Annotated in this window: 17 protein-coding genes; 7 read left to right on the top strand and 10 right to left on the bottom strand. The window is 28.9% G+C overall.

Annotated elements, in window-relative coordinates:
• Positions 1-3: 3 nt before the first annotated feature.
• Together J3477_RS15890 and J3477_RS15895 are read right to left on the bottom strand one after the other, a co-directional pair.
• Positions 4-1,302 (bottom strand): lanthionine synthetase C family protein, encoded by a 1,299-nt coding sequence (locus J3477_RS15890; protein ID WP_206870949.1) that lies wholly within the window; start codon positions 1,300-1,302, stop codon positions 4-6.
• Between the two features lie 18 nt (positions 1,303-1,320).
• The gene (locus tag J3477_RS15895) at positions 1,321-4,482 is read right to left on the bottom strand and encodes a lantibiotic dehydratase (RefSeq protein WP_206870950.1); all 3,162 of its coding nucleotides are present in this window, start codon (positions 4,480-4,482) and stop codon (positions 1,321-1,323) included.
• Positions 4,483-4,976: 494 nt separating this feature from the next.
• On the opposite strand from J3477_RS15895, the gene J3477_RS15900 reads away from it, so the two are divergent.
• The 6 genes from J3477_RS15900 to J3477_RS15925 all read left to right on the top strand — a co-directional run bounded on the left by J3477_RS15900 (position 4,977) and on the right by J3477_RS15925 (position 10,464).
• Positions 4,977-5,168 (top strand): hypothetical protein, encoded by a 192-nt coding sequence (locus J3477_RS15900; protein ID WP_206870951.1) that lies wholly within the window; start codon positions 4,977-4,979, stop codon positions 5,166-5,168.
• 457 nt (positions 5,169-5,625) lie between these two features.
• Positions 5,626-5,808 (top strand): hypothetical protein, encoded by a 183-nt coding sequence (locus J3477_RS15905; protein WP_206870952.1) that lies wholly within the window; start codon positions 5,626-5,628, stop codon positions 5,806-5,808.
• Between the two features lie 210 nt (positions 5,809-6,018).
• Complete coding sequence (locus tag J3477_RS15910) at positions 6,019-7,299, top strand: nucleotide disphospho-sugar-binding domain-containing protein (RefSeq protein WP_206870953.1); 1,281 nt, start codon at positions 6,019-6,021, stop codon at positions 7,297-7,299.
• A 13-nt stretch (positions 7,300-7,312) separates the two neighbouring features.
• Positions 7,313-8,080, top strand: coding sequence for a flavodoxin family protein (locus J3477_RS15915; RefSeq protein WP_206870954.1), 768 nt, complete (start codon positions 7,313-7,315; stop codon positions 8,078-8,080).
• 115 nt (positions 8,081-8,195) lie between these two features.
• Positions 8,196-9,119 (top strand): TraB/GumN family protein, encoded by a 924-nt coding sequence (locus J3477_RS15920; RefSeq protein ID WP_206870955.1) that lies wholly within the window; start codon positions 8,196-8,198, stop codon positions 9,117-9,119.
• Between the two features lie 229 nt (positions 9,120-9,348).
• On the top strand, positions 9,349-10,464 hold the full coding sequence (locus J3477_RS15925; RefSeq protein ID WP_206870956.1) for a hypothetical protein: 1,116 nt from the start codon (positions 9,349-9,351) through the stop codon (positions 10,462-10,464).
• 226 nt (positions 10,465-10,690) lie between these two features.
• On the opposite strand, the gene J3477_RS15930 is transcribed toward J3477_RS15925, so the two are convergent.
• The gene (locus J3477_RS15930; RefSeq protein WP_206870957.1) at positions 10,691-11,404 is read right to left on the bottom strand and encodes a pirin family protein; all 714 of its coding nucleotides are present in this window, start codon (positions 11,402-11,404) and stop codon (positions 10,691-10,693) included.
• Positions 11,405-11,766: 362 nt separating this feature from the next.
• On the opposite strand from J3477_RS15930, the gene hydE reads away from it, so the two are divergent.
• Positions 11,767-12,828 carry a [FeFe] hydrogenase H-cluster radical SAM maturase HydE gene (gene hydE, locus J3477_RS15935; RefSeq protein WP_206870958.1) on the top strand — a complete coding sequence of 354 codons (1,062 nt, stop codon included), beginning with the start codon at positions 11,767-11,769 and terminating at the stop codon, positions 12,826-12,828.
• Positions 12,829-13,147: 319 nt separating this feature from the next.
• Here the strand turns inward: hydE and J3477_RS15940 are convergent, their stop codons facing one another.
• The 7 genes from J3477_RS15940 to J3477_RS15970 all read right to left on the bottom strand — a co-directional run bounded on the left by J3477_RS15940 (position 13,148) and on the right by J3477_RS15970 (position 22,007).
• Complete coding sequence (locus J3477_RS15940; RefSeq protein ID WP_206870959.1) at positions 13,148-15,310, bottom strand: methyl-accepting chemotaxis protein; 2,163 nt, start codon at positions 15,308-15,310, stop codon at positions 13,148-13,150.
• A gap of 181 nt (positions 15,311-15,491) precedes the next feature.
• Positions 15,492-16,637, bottom strand: coding sequence for an ABC transporter permease (locus J3477_RS15945; protein ID WP_206870960.1), 1,146 nt, complete (start codon positions 16,635-16,637; stop codon positions 15,492-15,494).
• A gap of 1 nt (position 16,638) precedes the next feature.
• Positions 16,639-17,757: an ABC transporter permease gene (locus tag J3477_RS15950; protein WP_206870961.1), complete on the bottom strand. Its 1,119-nt coding sequence runs from the start codon at positions 17,755-17,757 to the stop codon at positions 16,639-16,641.
• A gap of 11 nt (positions 17,758-17,768) precedes the next feature.
• Positions 17,769-18,704: an ABC transporter ATP-binding protein gene (locus J3477_RS15955; protein ID WP_206870962.1), complete on the bottom strand. Its 936-nt coding sequence runs from the start codon at positions 18,702-18,704 to the stop codon at positions 17,769-17,771.
• 587 nt (positions 18,705-19,291) lie between these two features.
• Positions 19,292-19,918 (bottom strand): response regulator transcription factor, encoded by a 627-nt coding sequence (locus J3477_RS15960; RefSeq protein WP_206870963.1) that lies wholly within the window; start codon positions 19,916-19,918, stop codon positions 19,292-19,294.
• Entirely contained in the window at positions 19,893-21,038 is a 1,146-nt protein-coding gene (locus J3477_RS15965; protein ID WP_206870964.1) for a sensor histidine kinase, read from the bottom strand. Before J3477_RS15965 ends, J3477_RS15960 begins: the two co-directional genes overlap by 26 nt.
• A gap of 255 nt (positions 21,039-21,293) precedes the next feature.
• Positions 21,294-22,007, bottom strand: coding sequence for a DUF3298 and DUF4163 domain-containing protein (locus J3477_RS15970; protein ID WP_206870965.1), 714 nt, complete (start codon positions 22,005-22,007; stop codon positions 21,294-21,296).
• Between the last annotated feature and the right edge of the window lie 203 nt (positions 22,008-22,210).

The raw sequence follows: 22,210 nt of genomic DNA on the forward strand, positions 1-22,210 counted from the left end.
CTTCTAATTTATTAAAAACATATTATCCCAATTAGTTTTGCTATATTGTATAGTGGCTAAAAGTGGCAATAGTATTGAAGTAGTTCCTTTTACTATACCAATATCAATATTTTTACTTACTTCTTGATTAAACTTATATTCATAATCATAAAACCCAAACGCAGCATCTTTTTCATAGAAACTAAGTATCTTATTAGTAATATTATCTATAGGTTCTAAAAAACTCTCAATTTTAGTATCCTGATAAAATACATTAAGGGTTTGTAATAATCCAGAATATCCGTGGCAAAATGTAGGTGAAATAAATCCAAAATCCTCTCTATTTGAGTTTGCTTGTGATATAATTACTCTTATTGAATCTTCAACAAAGTAGGAATCCCCTAAACTTTTACCAGCAAGATATATGGTTCTAGATATCCCAGCTTCACCATAGCACCAACTAGGCCTGGACCAATCAAAGTCTTTTTTACCATCAATCCAATCTTCTATAGCTATTTTTCTAGGCCAATATATTAGGTTGTCCACTTCCATCCTATAAGCATAACAAAACTCCAAAAGCCGCCTTATTGAACTCCTTTGCCCCTTAACCTCAATTCCGCTTAGTAGAGCTATAGATAATATAGATATCACTCCAGTAATTCCATGTGATAACCCAAGATCTATCTTTCCGTTTGGGAAACTTGCTCTCTCATGTGGTAATTGCTCCTCTGCTGACAAAAACCAATACGGCACCTTAACTCCAAGTACTTCCTTATTTTCTAGTGTTAAAGAGATTAAATATGTTAATAACTGTCTTATGGTTTCTAACACATCATTATTTTCTTTGAAGTGAAGCAAATATCTAATAACCCCTCCAAAGCCATTAATGCAATCACAATTGTGCATACTTGCTCTAGTTCCAGATAAAATATAGTGATTTGCACCTTTTATCATAATCTTATTAATAGAATCCAAGAATGTTGTATACTGTTTTTTATTGTTAGATATACTTAAGGTAGAATACCCTAAATGCGCTAACCCACTGAAGGATGATAAACCGTAATTATTACGTGAATAATATTCATTAAGAATCTTTAAATTATAATGAGTATATTTTTCTAAATCTATATTTTTATACTTTTCTACCTCGCTAAGCAAAATATTAACCGAAGGTAAAACTCTACCTATTAATGAAAAATCTCTTACATCGTCCTCGACACCACAAACATTATCATATACGTAATGTAAATCTGTAAACTTTTCCACTAAATCATCTATGATATTATCTATAGAAAATTTTTTACTGTCATCATTTAGACACATGTCCTAAATCCCCTTAATTTATTTTTTAAAATATTTTAATGAATATAGTGTATGCCTAACCAACGCCATTACTTCTTTCTCCAACATTCTATTAGTACCATATAATCTGTTGCAGAACATATGAATTACGCTAAGTATTATATTTTCTTCTGTATTAGTTAGTATACCTTGCTTCTTTGATTCATTAATGTTTATTCTATAGTCCATAATTGAATCTGTTCTAATTGTCATTATTTCAAATAGTAGCTTTCCATCATTTATAGACTTTAGACTATTCCAATTATCGTTAGAATTCGCTAACTTGATTAAATCTTTTCTATATTTAGCAAAAGATTCTCTATATTCATTTGGGTTAACTACTTTATTAAATAATTCAAGCTGAGAATTAAACTCCATACCATAATCCTCTAAGAACTTTATTATGCCTATGGCTCCTATTATCTTTATATCCATATTAATTTTTCTTGCTTCAATTAGATTTAGTGTGGCAATCACTGATAAAGTATCTTTATAAAATAAATTCTCTGCATAGCTTATTAACTTTAATCCTCCGTATCTTTCCACTTCTTTTTCATAAGTATCCATAGTCGCTTTTCTTATCAATGCTAAATCATATAGCGAGTTTAAAAATTTATTAATTTGCTCATATAGTTCAATGTTTGATTCATCTGATTTCAACATTCTAATACGAATGTGTTGTTCTGGATCAGAATATCTTATAAAAAAAACTTTTCTTACTAATCCCTGATTTAATAAATTAGAGAGAAACTTATTCAAGTGAATTGCTATAAGTTCATTTTCCCTGTTTTTATTTCCATATAACTTTAAGTAAATCCATTCTCCAAAAGGTATATCAACTCTTCTTCTATCAAAGGTTGAGCATATATCTAAATCAGTGTTACTATTAATGTTTTGCTTTTTTGAATTATTTTTTATAGTTCTCACTAAAGGAACAACTATTTCTGAAAAAAAGACTTCGTTTTTTGATTCAACTATACTTTCTTTATAGTTTGTTTCTTGTTCTATTAATTTTATATATTTATTCTTATTTTTAGTAACAGCTAAAAAAAGTTCTCTTAAGTGCAACTCATTCTCTAAATTTAGAAGCAACCTATGATCCATATAAGTTAAATATACAAACTGATCAATTTTATACTTCTCACTAAATTCTAAAAACTTTGTTTTAAAGTTGTCAAAATTCTCTTTACTAGATTTGATTTTTAATAATTCGCAATTAACCTTCCATGTACGTGGCGAAATTATTATATTTTTATAATTAATTCGGGGTATATAAATAAACTTGTCCATCACTACATTCAAAGTACTCATCATAGAAAAATGATTATCTATTATCGATATTTCTACTAGCAACCTATATATATTATTACAAATATTTGGGTTAAGCATATGATTAACATTCAATACTATTTTTTTATTTAGTTTAACTGATTTCAAATAAAATTCATTATTTTCAACGCCTACAACTATATCTTGAAGATCTAACACATTATCTTTGTTAGAATTTGTGGCTATAGGCAACTCATATCCAAGGTAATTCTTTGTTAACGCTACATTCAGGCTTCTTCCATTTTCAGATAGATAAGCTAATTCACCGACAATTACATTATCATCATTAATTATTTCATTTTCTTGTCTTATTAAATAAGAAAGTTTATCATTTATACTATCATCAAACATGTACATGAATCTTCCAAAAGTTTTACCAACTTTGGCCGATCCAAAATTCGGTCCTAAAACCAACTTATAATTACCATCATCAACTGCCTTTTTAGATCCTACTACAAACATATTTATTTCATATGATATTGGCAATTTGTTCACATCATATTCCGTAAGATTTAAAGCATCTATTTCTTCATCTCGAATATCTATTTGTGCAGCTTTATCAATCATTACTTCACTTAACTTGCAATAAATATAATTTTGAAATTTCAGTTCATTTTCAATAGGAGTTCCTTCATTCAAACTCTTATTACTAATAGGATTCATATACGTAGCAGGGAATCCTATTCCCCTATCTATATCAATAAGCTCTAAAAACGGAACTTCTCTATGTGTACCATACACTTCTATAAAAGTATTTCTATATTGAGCTAAATGGTGAGGCGTAGATTTAAGAACTGATAACTTAGTGAGTAGTTTCGAAAATTTTTCTACATCTCTTGCAATTTCACTATTTAATATGCACTTTTTCATAGATGATTTTAAATCAACTTGTAGATAATGAGAAGCTTGCTCAAATGCGCTCATTTTTTCTACTATATCCAAAAATTGTTCTTCTCCTTGTCCTAATTCTAAACAATTATAATTATCTATAGATTTTTTTAAATCTAGTAGCACATTATAAATTTTCTTAGCTTCCTGTATTTCATATAATATATTTAGTACGTATTCTAATGGTGATTCGTCAGTTAAAGGTGGTCTAAGTTCTGAAATTATATATTCTTTATTCAGGAGTTCAATAATAAAGCTTAAAATTGTTTCCTTAGGGATATCCACTGCAAACTTTGAGAACTTTTCTAAAATATCTTCAACTCTAATATAATCACTACATAAACTTAACGTATATTGCACCATTCTTGATAACTTTATAGAAACCGCAGAATATTTACTTTCTTCTGTTTCAAGTTTTTGCCCATAATAACTTAAAAATAGATTATCTATTCTGTTACCTTTAAAAAGATATGTTGAATTACATTTAACTCGCAACTTAAACAATATATTTTTATCCATTTCTATTTTTTTTAATACACTTAGCAACCACTTCATATCTACACGTGCTCTTTTTGTATAGTGATTGTAATCATTTAATTCCATATTTGTTTCTTTATCAAATGATCCAATATTTACACTTGCAAATAATCCAAAAGGGGTTGTCCTAGTTGACATACGAATAAAATACTTCAGGAATGAGCTTACTATTTGCTGATTGTAATTTTCAGAATTTTTCAAAGAATCATAAAGTGATTTACTTGATACCAGTATAGCTTCTCTAATTAACGGAACTCGGAATAGATCCTTTATCATGTGGATGAATGATTCATTTATGTTTGATAGTTCATAATATTTATCTAAACTTAATATTGGAGTACGCATCATAAAAAAGTTAGCTGTTTTATAAATATCAGTATTATCTTTTATTTTTAATTTGCGTGACATTCTTTCATCTCCTTCATCAGACTTACATTTTTAAAGGTAGGTCTTATTTAATCACTTAAGATAATAATATAGAATAATTTGTATTTTTTTACATAAATATATTGTATCTTAGTATAAATGTATTTACAATATTTTTATACAATAGTTTCTAAAAAACATTTTATGGAATGAATTTAAACAAATATATTAATATCTATTACTTTTTTGCATATCAAACGAATTCATTTCTATACACAAAACACATATTTCTTATTTTTTGTATTTATTTAACGTCATATAACTATCAATTCTTATAATAATAGTTCAACATCGTTACTTAAATATATTTTTATATGATAATTGTATTTTATTTATTTAAGACAGTTGATTTTAGGTAAATAAATACCTTATATTTGAAAATATGTGTTTTTTATGTTGAATTCTAAAAAAATAAGGGTTACTATATTTATACAGAAACGTTTGTAATTTCTACTTTAAATAGGAGGGTTTGCTACATGAACAATTTTAATGATATTTCTCTTGATGATTTCAATTTAGATTCAAGATTCTCAGGCGAAGATGAAAAATTCATAAATGTCGATGGTGGCACTAGTTGGCCTTGCACAATTATTTATGGATTACCTACTATAACAGGTATAGGTGATACTAATACAAGTAGTGCAAATTTTACCGAATACAATTGCTAATGTACTAAAATAGACTGATGATTATATAATCATCAGTCTATTTCAAATTTTAAGTTTAACGTTTTACATAGATGTACAAGTCTATAATCACTAATAACAAAACAATGTTACTTATAATACTTTCAATAAAGATTATGAATATAATATCCCTTAAGACTAATTTTACATATAAACAATAATATTTATAAAGATGTACATTATTTATCTTTATTGATTTATTTAATATCAGACATTTATCATTTCTTATATAAACCACTCATTTTTGTTACTTAGATACTTTTTTTACACGAGAATCTTACTTTATCTATTCTTATAAGTAAAATTTCACCAAAAAAACATATTTTTTTATAAAAATGTATTTTTTTCTTGTTTTTATATTGCATTTTAACAAAACAAAGCTTACAATGTGTCTATAGAAACGTTTCTAATTTTTATCTTAAATGGGAGGTTTTACTACATGAATAATTTTAATGATATTTCTCTTGACGATTTCAATTTAGATTCGAAGTTTTCAGGTGAAGATGAAAACTTTATCAATGTCGATGGTGGTACTAGTTGGCCTTGCACAATTCTTTATTCAATAATTGGAGTAACAGGTATTAGTACAACTGGTTCAAACTTTAGCGAATATAATTGCTAATTTAACAAAATAGACTGTTGATTATATAATCATCAGTCTATTTTAAGTTTATGGTTTATATATAGATGTACGTGCTCACGGCCAACTTACATTCTTTAACTTTTAGGTAATATTTTAAAATGCATAAAGTTACATTTTAGATAGAACTATTACAACTTTAATCAATTGACATTAACTTTAGTTATAGTTTTTTGTAATGTGGAGGTAAATATGAAAATTGTAGTAATGACATATCCGAATTATAGTCACAACACTAGTATAGCAACATTACTTAATGAATTAGTTAATCAAGGCAATGAAGTTTTCTGCTTTGGTAAAAGTACCTTTAAAAGCATTTACTCTTATATAGACATGGAATTTATAGAGTATCCAAGTAATATAGGTTCAAGATTTGGTAATATAACTGAAGCCTATATAAATGACAAAGATAAACCCTCCAACGATAATCTTATAGAAAACCTAATATATAAAGGAATTTTTAATACAGATTTTGCATTAAAAGTATGTACAGACTATAGAGATTCAATAATTGATATAGTTAAAGCAATTAACCCTGACTTAATATTAAGAGACTCCTGTGCTCTCTTTGGGAAAATGATTGGCGAAAAATTGGGTATAGATGTTATTGGATATATTACTAATTTAGCAATCAGTAAGGAGTATATTTTTAATGACCTTCAAAAAAATCTTTCAGATGCCTTTTGTTTAGATTTGAGTTCTTATGATGATGATACTCTTAAACACCTTTACTTAAGTCTTGAAAATGGCATAAAACAATTGTGTGATAAATATGACATTTCATCAATACCAACATTTTTTACACTAGATCCTCATGAAAACTTCAATATAATTTTTAGTTCTAAATTGCTTCAACCTAAAATCGAAAATAATAATAATTTAATATATAAAGTTGTTAGTCCATCACTTTTTTCAACAAAAAATAAAAATATAAAACCTGATAGTCATACTAATTGTAAAAAGAAATTAATATATGTTTCAACAGGTTCAATCTTTAGTGCAGATATTAAATTTTATAATACAATAATAAGCTCATTTAAAGATTCTGATTACGATGTCATCATATCTTTTCCATTAGCTGATAATAAAGCAATAAGCTTCACTCTTCCGGATAATGTTAAAGTAGAAAAATTTGTTGATCAAAAGAAAATACTAAGTGAAGCATCTCTTTTTATCACACATGGTGGCTATAATAGTATCTACGAATCAATATACTATGAAGTTCCAATGATGGTGTATCCTTTAACAAATGATCAGCATTTAAATGCAACGATTATAGATAACCTAAATATTGGTGTAGACTTAAGAAAACATAAGTTTAATTCTTCTAATGTAAAACACTTAGCTGACTATATGATTAACCACAAGGAAATCCTTAGCAGAATAGCTTCTATTAAAGAGGATTTTACTGATTCTATATCACAAAAAGAAATCGTTCAATATATAACTAACCGAAATTATAAAACACGATGATAGGAGTGAATTTATGAGAATTTTTGCATATGTTTCAAGCAGAAGAGGTCAAAACTCTAGTACACTTATGGTTGCAGATCAATTGATAAAAGGAATTATAGAACATTGTGAAACGAATATTGAGTATGAGCTTATAACAGCTAATGAATTATCGATACATAATTGTAGAGGATGCAACAACTGCTTTAAGACTGGAATTTGCCCATTAGACAATATTGATAAATTTAACAATATTAAAAAGAAACTAATTGAGGCTGATATGATTATATTAGGTTCTCCAGTATATGCGTGTATGGTAAACGGAGATATGAAAACTTTTATTGATAGAATATCGTATCTACTACATTTAATTCCTCTTGCGGGAAAGCCAGCTGTAGTAATTACAACATCAGCAAATAGCGGAATAAAAGAATCTAGTGGATATTTAAAAAATATAGCTGAAATCTTAGGAGCTCATATAATTTCTAATATTAAAGTTGCTTATCCAGATATCCCTTACCTACTGTCAAACAAAGAACTTAATAAAGGGTTTCTAGATAATCATATTAGTAATATAATAGAATATATAGATAATCAGAAGCAAATACCTTCAACTGATTTTCATGAACGTTATTTTAGTTCATGTAAAAGGTTTTATAGTATTCCTCAAAAAACAGATTACTCAGAAGCTAAATATTGGAAAAAATCCGGTTTATTAGAGTGTAGTAATTTTGAAGATGTATTGCATTTAATAAGGCAAACTCCAAATCTTCTTTCATCTCTTATTGAAGATACTTTCTAATGGAAATATATACTAATATATGTTTTCCTCATTTTAATTACTGACAAGTGATGTAAGCCGCACATCATTTTTTAATAAATATTTAAGTCGTAGCGGCAGCGACATGGAGGTTAATATGAAAAAAATAACAAAAGCATTCTCATTAATGATATCACTAGTAATTTTAACTACTACAGCCTATGGCTGTGGGCAACAAGTTCAACAAAAACCAACCGAAAAACTTGCAAAAGGGATTTTCTATAAGGTAGAAAAGGATGGTAAGTACTTATATCTGGGTGGAACGGTACACTTCGCTAAGATATCAGATAATATCAAATATAATGATAAAGTAGAAAATGCATACAAAGAAGCAACCAAATTAGGAGTAGAAGTGGATTTAACTGATCCTAATCTCTCTAAACAAAGAACAACTGATCAAGTATATGAAGGTAACCAAGGTTTAGATGACCACATAACCCCTGAGGCAAAAGATCACCTAATTAAAGTATTAAATGAACTTGGTCTGAAATATGATAATAAATTGAAGAGATATAAACTATCCTACATTGCAACTGCAATTGCCCCATTACAGTTATCAAAGTTAGGTTATTCTTTTGATAAAGGAATAGATATGGATTTTATTCAGAAAGCTAAAAAAGACAAGAAGGATATAGTTTCTTTAGAAGATTATGATATTCAAAGCAAAATGGACAAGTTTGGTGATGATGCTTATAATAATTATACTATTTCACAAATTCCATTATTAGATCAATCAAAAAAAGATGCTGAAGGTGAATACAATGCTTTTATTGATGGAGATATTTCATACTTAGAAAAAGATGTAATTGATGCTCTTAAAAACTCAGAAAATAAACAAACTAGAGATTTCTATAATCTTTCAATTGTAGAAAGAAATGATGCTATGTTAAAGAAAGTTGAAGGTTACATAGCTTCTGATGATAAATACTTCATTGTAGTTGGTGCCGCCCATATTATAGGACAAGATGGATTAATAGAGAAACTAAAAGCTAAAGGTTATACAATAACGAGATTAGAATAGAATTATAAAACAATATATGCTTAAATGAATTCTGCTAAATTATATATTTTATAATAATATTTAAAACATTTCTATATTTAATATTATTGAAGCTTGGGGGTTACTATTATAGATACGATGATAGCAAGTTGTTGCCTAATCAAAATATTTGACGAGTAACTTCCAAAGTTCAATATGGAACTTATATAAATAAAATACTATTTTTAAGTTTAAAAGGTTTGGTGCCACAATGAAAAGACTAATCGTAATTGGAATAAATTATATATCTTTAAAAATACAGCTTTTAATCAACTCCCAAAACTGTTCAATCGAAGCTTTTGTGTCTGATAACCCAAATAATATAGGCAAACATATTAATAGCATACCAGTAATTCCTCTTAGTGACCTAAATAAATTTAATTATGATTATATCATATTAGTTAATGATATGATGTTAGAATCCAATGATAATAAAATATTAAATCTTAATGAATTCATTAGATATTTCTATGACTTTGAAATATATCGTTCATTTTTTCAGTACGAGGAAAAGAAAAAAAACTTGCATGCATTTATTACTGGTCTATCATTTGCAGAAGTAGGAATAAACGCTAATGAATTTCCATTCTCTACTGTAAACTTTGCTAATTCCAGCCAAGATTTATACTTTGATTATAATATTGCCAAGTATATATTCAGTAATAAGAATTACTGCAAAAATATTGAATATTGTTTTATTGGTCTATCGTATTACAGTTTTAATTATGATCTCTCTAAATCTAGTTTAAAAGAGAGAGTTTGGTTTTATTATCCTTTTTTAAAAACTCTTCATAATTATACTGATACCAATAATATCCTCAATAAACTCACCTTGTTTGAAAGTATAGAGAGAGAAGTCTTAACAAATAACTTTAAATCCACTCTATTTCAGCTACTTGCCACTATTAATGAAGCTAACTGGGATAAGTTTGTTAGTGGAGTATTCTCAGCCAGCAAAAAAGATGAAGGAATCAGACTGGCGTTAAAAGATTCAAAAAAGAATTTCCCTCTAACTGTTCAAGAAAATATATCTATATTAAATGAATATATAAAACTGTTGAAGGTGAATAATGTTACTCCAATAATAGTAATATGTCCAACAACTAATTACTATTATGATAATATATCTTCAAACATCAAAAAAGCATTCAATCAAATCTTGAGTTATTTTAAAGATACCGAACAAGTAACAATTATTGATTATTTTGAATCTAACTTTTTTGATTATATCGATTTCTATGATGCCACGCACCTAAATAAGCATGGCTCTAAAAAATTTACTAATTTATTAATTGAGGAAATCTCTAAAATACAAAGTTTAGTCTAATATAATTTATAAGATAATTTATGTGAGGCTGCGAAAAAAAGCTATTATATAGGTTTCTCTACACCTCACGTGGGTGCCATAAGATGCCCACGAAAAAGAATAGCTATATTTTTCACATCCTCCTATAAACAAAAGACTTATTATTAATTTAAATCTAGTCTATTATTCTTATAGCGCTACCTTAGAAGCTATAATCGAATAGCATTTTCACGATTTAATTGTTGTCTTATCTCCAAATCACATTTTTCTTTTTCATTTCGATAACTAATATATGAGATTTCTCTGTAGCCTTAATCTTTACATCTTCTTCAACAATCTCAGCTGCATCTCTTTGATTAAGCTCTGTACCATTCACTGTACTTGTTCCTTCTATTTGCACCATATATGCCTGTCTTTTGTTCCCTACTACGAAGTCAATCTCTTTACCTTCCTCTAGTTCAAGTGCATAGAAGTTTATGTCTTGATTTACTTTTATAGGTGCATCTCCTTCTTTAGAAGAAACAAAGTTGAACCATTTATTTTTTCTTTCTTCCCATGCAAACTTAAAATCTCCATATTGAGGAGTATGATTTTTCTTATCAGGTAAAACCCAAATTTGAAGGAACCTTGCAGTTACATCTCCTTTGTTGTGCTCACTATGATAAACGCCTGTTCCAGCACTCATATATTGAACCTGACCTCTTCCTATTACTCCCTTGCTTCCCATTGAGTCCTCGTGTGTAAGTTCTCCTTCTATTCCATAGGATATAATCTCCATATCCTTATGTGGATGCATATCAAAACCTGTATGAGGCTTAATCAAATCATCATTTATCACTCTTAAGTCTCCGAAACTAATGTTTTCTACATTAAAGTAATCTGCAAAAGAAAAGTGGAATAAGCTCTCAAGCCATCCATTCTTACTCTGTCCCATATCACTACTTTTAATTTTTCTTATCATATTCTTCACCTCTATATAAAATATACTTAATTACTTTTAATAACTTTATAACTTCATCATACATTAACATTTTATTGTTGTCAATAACAATTATCAGTAAGTATTTGTTATTATAAATGCTATATCTTATAAAACTTATCAAAGCATTTAATATATAAATTCATAAGTGCAAAAATACAAACTCCACTTATTTGTTCATTCTTAGCTTAACCACTAATAAAAATTAAATTATAAATTATTTCATAAGCATAATAGGAGCTATTATATGGTAACCAATTTGGTTACAAACTTTCTCTTTCAAAAAGCCTACTTAAATAGTATAATTATTACGAATATCAAAGGTCCGTTTTTAGGAGGAGTTTATGGATAAACTAATGGAGTTAGTACAAAAAGCTAAAGAAACTCATTGTCTTACAAAGGATGAGTTAGTTGAACTTTTAAAAAATGACGAAATAAATGAAGCAATATATAAAGCAGCTGATGAAGTTCGAGAAGAATATCGTGGAAACGAAGTTCTTTTAAGAGGACTTATAGAATTTACTAACATATGCAAGAGAAACTGCATGTATTGTGGACTTAGACGAGATAATAAAAACATTGAAAGATATAGATTATCTGAAGAAGAAATCTTAGATTTTGCCACTAAAGCAGTTGGTTATGGTTATAAGAATTTAGTTCTTCAAGGTGGAGAAGATGATTACTTTACTATAGATAGAATGTCTAGCATAATAAGAAAGATAAAAGCACTAGGTGTTACTCTTACTATAAGTATAGGTGAAAAAACTTACGAAGAATACAAAGCGCTAAGAGAAGCTGGTGCAGATAGATATCTACTTAGAATAGAAACTACTGATGAGGATTTATATCATGAACTTGATCCTGGTATGAGTCATGCTGAAAGAAAAAGATGTCTTAGAGATTTAAAGAGCTTAGGTTATGAAGTAGGTTGTGGTTCATTAGTTGGACTTCCTAACCAAACAATTGAATCTATAGCAGATGATCTTCTATTCTTCAAAGAAATAGATGCTAATATGATCGGTATTGGTCCATTTATACCAAATGGAGATACTCCGCTGGCAGATTGTGCTGGTGGTGACTTCCACATGTCGATTAAAGTTATGGCCTTAACTAGACTTCTTATGCCTGGTATAAGAATTACTGCAACTACTGCTATGGAAACTCTCAATAAAAATGGTAGAGTCATAGCCCTTGAAAGTGGTGCCAATGTTGTAATGCCTAATGTTACTGAAGGTGATTATAGAAGACTTTATGCCTTATATCCAGGAAAGATATGTATAAATGATACTCCTGCTCACTGTAGAAGTTGTATTTCTGGAAAGATTAAATCTCTTGGCAGAACAGTATCTGATATATCAAATGATGGGTCAATCCTTACTATTGAAAAAACTAACATTAGTTCTTAATTTAGGACATCTATATAAAGTCCGCATATGACTTACAGAAACCAGCTTGAGATTAGATCAAGCTGGTTTCTTATTTATTTTAATGCTATGTTTAAGATTATTATTGAAATTAAGTGGTTATGCAGGAGATGCTCTTTGAGCGAGCTTATTAGAATTAAATGATTTTTTCAGATGGAATGGCGTAAGGAAACTGTACTGTTCGAACGTAGTGAGTTTACAGTTTTAGCCATGGAATATGACAAAATCATATTAATTCTTTGCGTAAGCTCATTAAAGCATTGGATGCGTGACCACTTAATTTCAACATCGCTTACACACGCTACAATTTAAACTTCTCTATTACTTCTCTTAAGCTTTCAGCTTGTCCGTTTAAATCTAACGCTAATTCATTAATTTTCTTATTATCCAAAGCTTCATCTTCTATTACTGCTGTTACCTCTTCTGTAGCTGCAGTATTCTGCTGTGAAATAGCCGCAATATTGCCTATAGCCATATTCAAACTATTCTTTCCTTCGTCTATATTTCTTACAGAAGTCATTGATTGCTCTATTGCAGCAGATACTTCTCCAAAGGTCTTTTCTAACTCACTAAAGGATACTATAGTTGATTTAACCTGTAACTGCTCCTTTTCAAAAGCTTCTTTTGCACTGTCCGCAATTATCATTGAATCATTAATAGCTGAATTTACATCTCCAATTATATTTTTTATTTCTAATGAAGCCTTTTGAGATTGCTCTGCTAGCTTTCTTATCTCATTTGCTACAACTGAAAATCCTTTTCCAGCTTCTCCTGCTCTTGCTGCCTCAATAGAAGCATTTAATGATAAAAGATTCGTTTGGCTAGTTATGCTATTTATCTCGTTCAGTATCTTTAAGATTAACTGAGTGCTATTGGTTAACTTATTTATTGTACTTGCTACTTCAGTCATAGCCTGAGAATTTTCTTTTGAGGTTTCATGTAGTTCATTTATATCTTTCGTATTATTTTTTATAGCATTTATGGCATTTTCTTTTGCATCATTAAGGGTTCCTAATACTTCAGTGGTGTACTTAAGCTGGTCATCTAGGTCTGTATTTATAGATGCACAGTTCATAGTATCTTCTGCCTGTTTAGACGATCCTATTGATATTTCTTGTATATTTCTAACAACATCCTCTGACTTTTCATTTATGCTATTTGAAACCTCTAAAAGATGAGATGAAATAGATGCTGTTTCATCTGCTAATATTGCAGTGTTTGTTAATGCACCTTTCAGCCTTGCCACCATATTGTTAAAGTTAATGGATAACTCGTTTAATTCTTTTATCTTGTACTTCTTATCAGATATAACCGTAAAATCACAATTAGAAACCTTTGTAACTAATGATATAAAATTCTTTATTGGCACAGTGATTTGCATGGATATTGGAATAGATGCTAATGCTGCTAAAAACAAACATACTACTAGTATCATTAAGGAATATCTGCCTACATGTAGAGCAGTACTATATAGTTCACTTGTAGGTATTAAAGCTACATACTTCCATCCAGTCTCTGATAAAGTAGAATATGCTATGTAATAAGATTGTCCACTTATTTTCTCCGTAAGTTCTCCTTCTTGCTTGTCCTTTATAGAAGAATAAAAAGCCTCATTATACTTCTCTCCCAAGCTTACTTGAGTATTTCCTCCAATTAATTGTCCTTTTTCATCGACTATTATTACCTTACCATTGTCCCCTATATTGATGTCTTCCATGGCTTTTTTAAATATACTATCTGCTACATTTATTTGAAGCACCCCAAGCTGCTTGCTTGAAACACCATTATTTACTGACTTGATGTAACTTAATTTCTTTTCTCCATCTTGATCTGTAACCGCCCAGAAGCCCTTACCTGGTTCATCTATAGCTTTTTTATACCACTCTGTTTTCTTAGCTTCTTCTCCTATTTTTTGTGAAGAATCTTCAAACACCTCGTTTTTAGTGTTAATTGACAATCCGTCATTGTCTTTATATAAATATATACTATCTAATACTCCACTATTATTAAGACCTATGATTTTTTGAAGATTCTGTTTAGCATCTGATGCTTTACTTATAACCTGATCTCTTTCACTGCTTGAGAAACTCATGGCATCAGTAATATTGGCATTGGATAATATCTGAAACGATATTTGATCTGAAAAATCACTTATAAGTCTTACATAATGTTTGTTCTGATTTAAAATATGATCTGTAGATGCCTTAAACTCTTTAGTCATACTACTTGACATAACTACAAAATTAAACGAAGTAGTAATTATCATAACAACTAATACTAGAGTTACAAAGGCGATAACTAATCTTCCAAGTAAGCTTTTTATGCTAAAGATATCCTTAATAAAAACGTTATCATTATGCTTATTGCTAAGTTTGGTTGAAAACCAACCGATTAAACTTTTAGATTTAGTAGATGGTTCTAAATCCTTCTTTTTTCCCTTATTCTTAAGCCTCTTTTTAACCATACATCTTCCTCCTCTTTATTAGGGCAATCGTTTGCACAACAATGTGCAATTAAGACATCTATATTTATATCTAATCACTTATTGACAAAAAAGTCAACTTACATCCATTAGTAAGTTGACTTTTTTCTAAATATTTTTAAATAGGTTAAGCTTTTCATAATATATTTTCACAAATTATATCTTAGCCCATCGAACTCATTGCTTTTTGACTATGTCTCATTCTGTATGCAGCTATTAGCAAGAAAGCTACTGAGAATAACAGAAGAACAACAAAATTTAGTCTGATATCACTTAAACTATTACCATTTTGAAGCTTTTGTATTCCATCAATAACCCATCTTTGAGGGGTAAAAAAGGATATTTTCTGAACTGTATCAGGCAATAATTTTGCTGGAACAAAGCATCCAGAAAACATAGCAGTTGCTGTAACTATTAAGCCGGTAAAGGTAGAGAAACTCTGAGATTCATTAAACAATGCTACACATAACATACCGAAAGCAACGGTTACTATTGATATCATAATTAAAAGCAAGAACATTGGTAATAAATCAACGCCTGTTTCTATTTTAAAGACATATTTTAATGAAACTAAGATTACCACCACTTGAAGTGCTAAGAATATTACATTAGACAATATATTGGCAAAAGTATATTTTATAGAGGATACTGGAGCTACAAATATTCTTGAATAGGTATTCTCCTTCTTTTCCTGTAGTGTTAGTCCTGATATCATTATAGATCTTAACATCATATAATATATCATAAACCCAATACTTGCCTCTGTTACAGCCAATCCATCACCTTTATCCTTTAGCGGAGTCTTTTCAATCTTTATAGATCCATTTTTGTACTCTTCTAACATCTTATAAAATTTATCCTTATCTCCAGAAGAGGCTTTTCCTAAATCAGAAATATTTTTAGTTTGAAAATCTAATACTCCTTTTAAGCTATCTGTGAAGCTATTTGCCTTTGATGAATAAATTTCTGCTCCAGTAGTATTTCCAGACATAATATCATTTTCAAAACCCTTAGGTATTGATATGGCTAAAATTATATCGTTCTGAGTTAGTTTTTCTTTTATATCCTTCTCATCCTTTACTGTAACTATGTCTACCTGCGTCATATTCTTCACATTCTCTATTACTTGGCTTGATACTTTAGTGCTATCATTATCTATGATACCTACTCTTATTACACCTTGAGATACAGTATATAATTTCATAAATACCAATATTACAAGCACTGGTACTAAAAGCTGCATTAATGCTTTTGGAGAATCAAAAATTAATTTCAAGTTTTTCTTTACTAAAACCAAAATCTCATTCATTTTAAGCTTCCTCTCTTCTCATAATAAATGGTAGTGCCATAAATAAGACTGATAATGATAAGCATATCAATAATGTGGTGTTGAATTTGGAAAAATCATTATTAAACGCTATATTAATAATAGTTCTATTTACCCATCTAACTGGTGATAGCTTTGTTGCTATAGCTAATGCCCCAGTAACATTTTCGCTTATATAAACATATCCTCCACCAAGGAATGTTAAAGCTGGAATTATAACAACATTTAAAAGCATTTGACCAGTTTTTTCATCTTTAACTATGAATCCGAGACATACACCTAAGGATGATGAAAATAAATTTAAAGCTAGCATTACTACTAAGATGCTTAGAAGATGAGCTCCCCAGTAGACTTTCAAAGCGAAGGTAGCAAATAAAAATGCAGGTATCAGTGTTACAATGGTTATAATGAAGGTTGCTATTATTTTAGTAAATACATACTCACCTCTAGATACTCCAGATACAATAGTCCTTCCCTCTATCTTCATGTCTCTTGCTTTAATTACCATAAAGTACCCAAACATTCCACCATATAATATCATCATTGTTATTTCAACCACTCCATAGTAATCAAAGGATCTAGTCTGTCTGCCTATGGATACAGTATTCACTTTTGTATAGCTCTTGGAAAAATCATCATCCACTAATTTTATGTTTTGTGGAGCAAGTTTTACTATAGCGCCATACACACCATATCTTTCTACTATCCCCTGTAGGCCACCCATGACAATATTTACTGAAATATTATCTTTTTCATTTTTATAAACTTGTATTTTATCACTTTGAAGCTCTACTAATATATTATCAGAGTTCTTCCTTACTATATCCTTAGCTTCATCTATATTACTGATTTCTTTAAAAGTTACTTTACCATCTTTTTGCTCTTCTTTAAATCTATCAAATATATCTTTAGTATCTTTCGAACTATTATCTACATAAACTATACTCATTTTATTTAAGTCAACTGTACTATCAAAGGCATTGGCTAATGCACTTCCAAGTATCACCATAAAAACTATTGGAAATACTAACATTGACACTATACCAGATCTTTCTTTGATGGAATACAATATAGAATACCCTACATGCTTTAAAATCCTCATGATATTTCCTCCTAATCTCTAAGCTTTCTACCTGTAAGACTTAAAAATACAGTTTCTAAATTTATCTTTTTATACTCTATATTTCTTATTAACATATCTTTGCTGCTAAAATAGCTGATTATCTTATCTAAGTTATTTATTTCTCTTACTGAATTTATAGTTATATTTTCATCATTTATTTCAAAGCCTTTAACACCTGGTATCTCTTTCAGTTCTTTCTCAACTAGTTTCTCTATACCTTCAACTTGAATCTCAAGACTTTGAGTATCTGATACTATAGATATTAAAGCTTCCTTGGTCCCTTCAGCAATTACCTTACCATGGTCCATAATCACTATTCTAGAACACAGCTCTTCAACTTCTTCCATGTAGTGTGAAGTATATATAACAGTACATCCTTGTCTGTTTAATTCTTTAACAGATCTTAGTATATGATTTCTTGATTGAGGATCTATTCCTACGGTAGGTTCATCCATTATTATTAGCTTAGGTTTATGTGCTATTGCACAGGCTATATTAAGTCTCCTTGCCATACCACCTGAAAATTTCTTTGCTTGAGTCTTCCTATGTTCTAAAAGTCCTGTAAATTCTAGTGCCTCTTCTACAGCAGCCTTTAGTTCCTTTCCTTTTAATCCATATAGACCTGCAAAAAAGCTTACATTCTCCTCTGCACTTAATGCGTTGTAAATAGCAAGACTTTGAGGTACCAACCCTATTTGGTTTTTTATTAATCTTTCATTTGCCTTAAAGTCTTTTCCAAACAGATATATTTCACCTCTACTTGGCTTAAGAAGTCCTGTCATTATATTGATTGTTGTGCTTTTTCCTGCCCCGTTTGGTCCAAGTAGCCCAAATATCTCTCCTTCTTTAACCTCAAATGAAAGATTGTCCACCGCTACATAATCACCAAATCTTTTAGTTAAATTTTTAATACTTAATAAATTCATTATAATTTCTCCTCTCAAAATAACATTTTATTTAAGATCGCTTCACGACTTATAGCTTTAGCACTTCGTAATATAGTTTATATTTCTAAATTCTCTGCTCAAAATCCAGCAGAGTTTTAGAAATAGATTTCGGATCGAAGTGCTAACTCTTTACTTATTTTCTATACTTATATTATAGAAAAACCTTCTCTACTTCATCAGTAGAGAAGGTCATATCTTCACATGACTTTCGTCATATATATCATTCTTATCTTACATTACTTATATCATAAACAGCTTTACTTCTTGCTATATCTAAAATAAAAGCATTATATTTAGTGATATCTTTATTTCAGCCAATTTCTTAAGTATAAGCTAGGTTATTAAAATTAAGTTGTTATGCAGGAGATGCTATATGAGCGAGCTATTAGAATTAAATGATTTTTTCAGATGTAATGGCGTTAGGAAAATGTACTGTTCGAACGTAGTGAGTTTACATTTTTAGCCATGGAATATGAAAAAATCATATTAATTCTTTGCGTAAGCTCATTAAAGCATTGGATGAATAACCACTTAATTTCAATACAACGCTTTAATATCGTTACATCCTAAACCTTACCTTTTAGATAATATATCGCTATTTGTGTTCTATGATTCAAGTCTGTCTTATTTAAAATGTTAGTTATATAATTCTTCACTGTTCCCTCAGATATAAATAGCTTGGCTGATATTTCTTTATTAGACATACCTTCTGATATAGCCCTTATTATCTCTAATTCTCTTTCGGTAAATAAAGAAGTATCTATCTTTTCCTCATTATAGGACATATTTTCCTTAAATTTATTAAATACGCTTTCTTCCATTACACTATTGCCACTTGCTACTAGCTTTACTGTGCTTATGATCTTTTCTGGAGGATTGTTTTTTAATATATATCCACTAGCTCCATTACTTAAAGCTTCTTTTATATATTCATCTTCATCAAAAGTAGTAAGTATTATAACCTTTGATTTAGTTTTGTTTATTATTTCCCTAGTAGCCTCTACTCCGTTCATTAAAGGCATTCTTATGTCAAGTAAAACTATATCTATTATGTTTTTAATACAGCTGTCTAATGCCTTCAGCCCATTTTCTGCTACATCTATTACCTCTAGTTCTTCATCCATGGACAAAATTATCCTTAGACTTTCTCTAATTAATGCATCGTCATCACATATTAGAAGTCTTATACTCATACTCTCTCTCCTTTAATATAGGTAATAATAAAGTTACTGCAAAACCATCACTTCCATCAAATAGTGCATTACCACCAGCATCTATACATCTTTGCTCAATTCCTGAAAGTCCTAGTCCTTTTTTTACATTAACTATTCCCAGTCCATTATCCTTAACAAAAACCCTTATTACTTTATTTAATACATCTATAGACACTTCTACGTTATTCGCATTTGAGTATTTTATAGTATTAGTCAAGCTTTCTTTAATGCTTTCAATAATTAGGCTCCAGTGACTATACTTTATCTTATTAAGATCTCCTGTGTATATCAAACTATATTTTAATTCTGTTCCTTTTGTGCAGTCTTCTAGCACCATCTTTACTCTATTTATTCCTAACTGCTCAGTTGGAGGTTTTATCTTCCTTAACGTAATTCTTATATCATCCATTCCATCTCTTAGAACCCTAATAGAATTATCAATCATTTCTTCAGCCTTATCTTTGTCACTCTTCATTATAAATTTAGCAGCTTCAAGCTGCATTAAACTTGCTGCGATTGTATGTCCTATCTTGTCATGCATCTTTTGGGATAATGAATTACGTTCCTCTAATTGAGTTGTATATAACACTTGTTTCTCATAACTTTTTAAATCATCTATCTCTTGAGTATAATTATTATTTTTTTCTCTAAGAAAGTCATTTTCCTTTAGAAGATTATCAATTCTTGCAAAATGTTTTGTAAAAATTGAATCTAACATTACAATTAGTAAAACTATAAATATATATATGGGCTGAATGCTTATACTCATAATAATAAGCATTACTAGTGATACCACTGAAAATATTATTTCATTTAGATTAATTGCCTTTACAATATCATATATTGAACATGGCAACAAAACTATAAATAGATTGTTTATATATACGCTTGAATATAATATTACGCTAATAGAAATTATGGGTATGATTATACTGTTTTTATGTTTTATAAGAACATAATATGAAACACTTGTTATGATATAAATTAATAGCAATATCACAATATTGGTAGAGAATAACTTATCTTCAATATAATCATATATACAATATATAATTATTAAAATCCTAAGTAATAATAAATAATCACTTCTATTTTTCAAAATGTTCTTCTCCTTAAAATAGGATTAAATTATTTCACAAGCTTGTCTATTTTACTTCTTACTTAAATTTGGCTACGTTTAAGAACATTCTTGAAATTAAGTGGTTATATTTGCGAAAGCTCATTAAAGCATAGGATGAATAACCACTTAATTTCAACACAGTGCCTTAATAGCACCTTAAATTTAAATATACTAATATACACAATTTTCCTTAATATCTATTATATGATTTATATATATTAGCTTCAATAATTATTATTTAAACTTATAGAGTAATCCATCCTGAACAGCTGAAAATGGAATATGGAATTCTTTAATCCCTGAAGCATATGGGGCTATGTCATATAGTTGAAATACTATAACTATTCCATCTTTATCAATATAGAAATCCTGTTTGTTCTTAATCCCTTTAAATCCGTTTTCATCTTGGAAATACTCACTTGGATTTTTAGCAATCTGTTGCCTAATGATATCATTTATTTTAGTTTGATAATCATAGCCTTCTTTAAATAATTCAAATAATCTTAATCTTTTGCCTTGATTAAAATCATAATTATATGTATTTCTTGTTGTTAACCCGTGTGCCCCACCAGTATATTGATAATAATCAACAACTAAACTTACAAAGTTTTTAGTGTTATAAGGTATTTTATATACTGTATCTAATGAATAAGGCCTAAAATCTATACCCTTACTTTTTGATTCTGCTTCATCCTGCTTAGCTAATTCAATTAAATCTTTTTGCCAATCGGCTATATCTCCCTCAACTATACCATTAAACTCTTTCACGTTATTATTATTGCTTTCAGCTATAATTGGTATCTTTATATCTATAGTTCCATAGGACTTAGTTTCATTTATTCTCTTTTCAGTGAACTTATACCCTTCATCTACTAAAGTCATTCCACACATAATAAAACTTAAAAAAATAACTCCAATTGATTTAGATATTTTTCTTATTTTTATCATACTCTTATCCCTCCTTATACTTTTGATAATATTTTATCCACAACTTTAATAACTATAAGTAGTTATAAACATAAAACTCACAAAACTTTAACAACTTATCCACATGTAAATGTGGATAATGTGAATAATTTTCCATTATATGTAATATACATTTTGAATAATTTTATTTCCATTAAATATAATAACTAATGGTGGTTTTAATT

Source organism: Clostridium zeae, from assembly GCF_017312485.1.
In the GTDB taxonomy this organism is placed as follows: domain Bacteria; phylum Bacillota; class Clostridia; order Clostridiales; family Clostridiaceae; genus Clostridium_AR; species Clostridium_AR zeae.